Source organism: uncultured Aquincola sp. (assembly GCF_964001545.1).
Taxonomy (GTDB): Bacteria; Pseudomonadota; Gammaproteobacteria; order Burkholderiales; family Burkholderiaceae_C; genus Aquincola.
This window is the reverse complement of sequence record NZ_CAXFDV010000745.1, coordinates 1-3,896: the sequence shown is the minus strand read 5'-3', so window position 1 is coordinate 3,896 and position 3,896 is coordinate 1. Positions and strand designations below refer to the sequence as shown.

The 3,896-nt window shown below is 69.9% G+C and carries 5 protein-coding genes; 1 reads left to right on the top strand and 4 read right to left on the bottom strand.

Annotated features, from left to right (window positions below):
- Positions 1-226: 226 nt before the first annotated feature.
- A complete protein-coding gene (locus ABNT58_RS26155; RefSeq protein WP_348756305.1) occupies positions 227-427 on the top strand; it encodes a hypothetical protein in 201 nt (66 codons plus the stop codon).
- A 7-nt stretch (positions 428-434) separates the two neighbouring features.
- Here ABNT58_RS26155 and ABNT58_RS26150 read toward each other — a convergent pair whose 3' ends face one another.
- The 4 genes from ABNT58_RS26150 to ABNT58_RS26135 all read right to left on the bottom strand — a co-directional run.
- Positions 435-1,472 (bottom strand): VWA domain-containing protein, encoded by a 1,038-nt coding sequence (locus ABNT58_RS26150; protein ID WP_348756304.1) that lies wholly within the window; start codon positions 1,470-1,472, stop codon positions 435-437.
- Positions 1,472-2,410, bottom strand: a complete 939-nt coding sequence (locus ABNT58_RS26145) for a DUF58 domain-containing protein (RefSeq protein ID WP_348756303.1) — start codon at positions 2,408-2,410, stop codon at positions 1,472-1,474. The genes ABNT58_RS26150 and ABNT58_RS26145 overlap by 1 nt, the downstream gene beginning before the upstream one ends.
- Before the next feature lie 4 nt (positions 2,411-2,414).
- Positions 2,415-3,428, bottom strand: coding sequence for a MoxR family ATPase (locus ABNT58_RS26140; RefSeq protein ID WP_348756302.1), 1,014 nt, complete (start codon positions 3,426-3,428; stop codon positions 2,415-2,417).
- 18 nt (positions 3,429-3,446) lie between these two features.
- A partial coding sequence (locus ABNT58_RS26135) for a trypsin-like peptidase domain-containing protein (RefSeq protein ID WP_348756301.1) occupies positions 3,447-3,896 on the bottom strand: 450 nt, incomplete at its 5' end.

Below are 3,896 nucleotides of genomic sequence, written 5' to 3'. Positions count from 1 at the left end.
CAGGGCGGCCAGCAGGCCGGTGACGAAAACACGTACCAAGGGTCGGGCGTGGCCGGTCATGAAAACGCAATCCTGGACAAAGCAACGGGTGCCGCATCGTAGCGAGCCGCCGTGAACGGTCAGCCTGCGCTGCAGCTCAGCCCTCGCTGCCCGCAGTTCGTCGCACGCGGCTGGCGGCGCCGGGGCCCGCTGCCGACACTGCCTTCAACAGATCAGGAGCCGCACCATGAAGACCACCACCCTTGCCACCGTTCTCGTGATGACCGCCGCGGTGGCCGCCGCCTGGCTGGCCGCCACGCCGCGCGCCAGCGTGCCGGCGCAGGCCGAGCCCGAGGTTCAGCGGGTGATCGTCATCGGCAAGCGGCTGAGCGCAGCCGAAGCCGCCGCGGAAGCGTCGGCGCCGACGGTGGTGGCCCGCTTCAACTGAAGGCCGCTCACAGCACCCGGTTGAACCACAGCAGCGACAGCGCTGCCGCCGCCACCGCCAGCGCGGCGCCCAGGCCGGCGAAGAGGGCGGTGATCTCGGTCTCCTTCTTCTGCGCCGTCAGGCGTGAGCCGAGCGACTGGTAGACCTTCTTCAGGTCTTCGGCGGTGCCGGCATAGAAGTACTCGGCCCGCGTGGCCGAGGCCACGTTCTTCAGCGTTTCTTCGTCCAGCCGCACCCGCATCGACCAGCCTTCGAAGCCGATGGTTTCGCCCTCCTTGGTGCCGATGCCCACGGTGTAGACCTTCACCCCACGGTCGGCCGCCATGCGCGCGGCGTCGATGGAGTCGGGTCCGGTGGTGCGCTGGCCGTCGGTCAGCAGGATGATGGCCGCCGAGTTGTACGAACCCGGCTCCACCGGCGCGGCGTTGTCGGGCTTCTTCTCGTCCAGCGCGCCGGGCATCGGCCGCTGGCCGGTCACCTGCGACAGGTCGATGTTGGCATCGGGGAAGATGGTGGCCAGCGACAGCACGATGCCGCTGCCGATGGCGGTGCCGCGCTGCAGCTGGAAGCGGTCGATGGCGGCCACCACGTCCTCGCGGCTGGTGGTGGGCGGCTGCACCACGGCGGCCGTGCCGGCAAAGCTCACCACGCCCACCCGCACCTGGCGTGGCAGCTCGCCGATGAAGGTCTTGGCCGCGTTCTGCGCCGCCACCAGGCGGTTGGGCTCCACGTCGGCGGCGCGCATGCTGCCCGAGACGTCCATCGCCAGGATGATGGTCTGCTCCACCAGCGGCAGTGTGATCACCGCCGCCGGGCGGGCGGTGGCCAGCAGCAGCGACACCAGCGCGGCCAGAAAAAGCAGCGGCGGCACGTGGCGGCGCCAGGCGGTGCCGCGACCCATCGCCTCCTTCACGATGCCCAGGCTGGCCCAGGCCACGGCCGTGCGCTTGCGCCGCCGCAGCAGCCACAGGTACAGCAGCACCAGCAGCGGCACCGCCAGCAGCAGCCACAGCAGGTCGGGCCACAGGAAGTTGAAGCCGTTCATCATGCAAACCTCCTCACGCCCACCGCGCCGGCGGCCAGCCGGCTGCGCTGCTTGCGCGCATCGACGAAGCGCAGCAGCGCGTCCGCCAGGTCATCTTCGGTGGACAGCTCCAGCGCGTCCACGCCGGCCCGGGCCAGGCCGTCCATCAAGGCCGCCTCACGCTCGGCGGCGATCTTCTCGAAGCGCTGGCGAAAGCCCCGCGCCCCGGTGTCCACGAACATCTGCTCGCCGGTTTCGGCGTCCTGCATCAGCACCATGCCCAGGTCGGGCATCTTCATCTCCAGCGGGTCATACAGGCGCACCGCCACCACGTCGTGCCGGCGGGCCAGCTGCGCCAGCGGCTGGTCCCAGCCCGGTTCGCTGATGAAGTCGGACACCACGAACACGCTGGCCCGCCGCGGAATCACCGCCGCCGCCCGGTGCAGCAGGTCGGCCAGCCGGGTGCCGGTGCCCAGCTTGGCGGCCGGGCGAGTCTGCAGCCGGTGCAGCAGGTGCAGCACATGGCGGCGGCCGCCGCGCGCGGGGATCACCGCGTCCACCTCGCTGCCATAGAGCATCGCGCCCACGCGGTTGCCGTGGCGGGTCAGGCCCCGCGCCATCGCGCCGACGAAGTGGGTGGACAGCGTGCGCTTGCGCACCCGGGCGCCGAAGTCGATGGACGGGCTGAGGTCCAGCAGGAACCAGGCGCTCAGCTCCCGGTCTTCGGAGAACTGGCGCACATGCGGTTGCTGCAGCCGGGCGGTGACGTTCCAGTCGATGTGACGCACGTCGTCGTGGTGCTGGTATTCGCGCAGGTCGGCCAGGTCCAGGCCGTTGCCGCGCATCAGCGTGCGGTAGTCGCCCTGCAGCCAGCCGTCCAGGCGGCGCAGCACCGTCCACTCCAGCTGGTGCAGCAGGGCCTCGGTGCCGCCGGGCGCGGTGGTGGTGTCGGCGTCCATCGGCTCAGCCGTTCACGACCTTGGCGTCCTGGTGCTCCAGCGGACGCGCCGGGGCGGGCACCTTCTGCAGGATCTGCGCGACGATGTGCTCGGCGGTGATGCCGTCGGTCAGCGCCTCGTAGCTCAGCGACAGGCGGTGGCGCAGCACGTCGGCGGCCAGGTCGCTCACGTCTTCGGGCAGCGCGTAGTTGCGGCCGCGCAAGAAGCCCAGCGCCCGCGCGCCTTCAATCAGGTTGATGGTGGCCCGCGGGCTGGCGCCGAAGGTGATGTATTTGGCCAGGTCGGGCAGGCCGAAGCGGCCCGGCTCACGCGTGGCGGCCACCAGCTTGACGGCGTAGTTGATCAGCGCCGGATCGACATAAGAGCGCCGGCATTCCTGCTGCAGCGCGGCCAGTTGCTCGGTGGTGGCCACCGGCACCACGTCCACCGGGGCACCGGTGACGCGCTGCACGATGACGAATTCTTCCTCGTCCGTCGGGTAGCCGACGATCACCTTCATCATGAAGCGGTCGACCTGGGCTTCGGGCAGCGGGTAGGTGCCTTCGGTCTCGATCGGGTTCTGCGTGGCCATCACCAGGAAGGGCTTGGGCACCGGGTAGCTGGTGCCGGCGATGGTGACCTGCCGTTCCTGCATCACTTCCAGCAGCGCGCTCTGCACCTTGGCGGGCGCGCGGTTGATTTCGTCGGCCAGCAGCAGGTTGGCGAACACCGGCCCCAACGAGGTGCTGAAGTCGCCGCTCTTCTGGTTGTAGATGCGGGTGCCCACCAGGTCGGCCGGCACCAGGTCGGGCGTGAACTGGATGCGCTTGAACTGGCCCGACACCGCCTTGGCCAGCGTGTTCACCGTCAGCGTCTTGGCCAGGCCCGGCACCCCTTCCACCAGCAGGTGGCCCTGGGCCAGCATGGCCACCATCACACGCTCCAGGAAGCGGTCCTGGCCTACCACCACCCGCTTGACCTCGTAGAGCACCTGCTCCATCAAGGTGCTGACGTCGGCGGCGCTGCGTTGGTTTTCCATCGATGAAGCTCCTGGTGCCTAGAAGGGGTGCATGCCGGCCCCGGCGGCGGCGTTCTCGATCGGCACGGCAAAGCCGATGCCGACGAAAAAGCGCTGCTGCACCGGGTTGAGGATGGCGGTGACGATGCCCACCACCTCGCCGTCGTCGGTGACCAGCGGGCCGCCGGAGTTGCCCGGGTTGGCCGCCGCGTCGAACTGGATCAGGTTGGTGAGAACCTGCTTGCCCTCGGGCGAGCGGAATTCGCGCTTCAGGCCCGAGACCACGCCGTGTGACACCGAAGGCCCGATGCCGAACGGAAAGCCCACCGCCGTCACCCGGTCGCCGGGGCGCAGGTCGCCGGTGGACCGCATGGTGGCGGGCACCAGGTCGTCGGGCAGCTTCTGCGCCTGCAGCACGGCCAGGTCGTTCTCGGGCTGCACGTTGATCACATGTGCATCGGCCTCGGTGCCGTCGTAGAAGGTGACCTT

Excerpts from the sequence above, each read along its gene's own strand:
- ABNT58_RS26155 (WP_348756305.1), top strand. The coding sequence starts at position 227 with ATGAAGACCACCACCCTTGCCACCGTTCTCGTGATGACCGCCGCGGTG.
- ABNT58_RS26150 (WP_348756304.1), bottom strand. The coding sequence starts at position 1,472 with ATGAACGGCTTCAACTTCCTGTGGCCCGACCTGCTGTGGCTGCTGCTG.
- ABNT58_RS26145 (WP_348756303.1), bottom strand. The coding sequence starts at position 2,410 with ATGGACGCCGACACCACCACCGCGCCCGGCGGCACCGAGGCCCTGCTG.
- ABNT58_RS26140 (WP_348756302.1), bottom strand. The coding sequence starts at position 3,428 with ATGGAAAACCAACGCAGCGCCGCCGACGTCAGCACCTTGATGGAGCAG.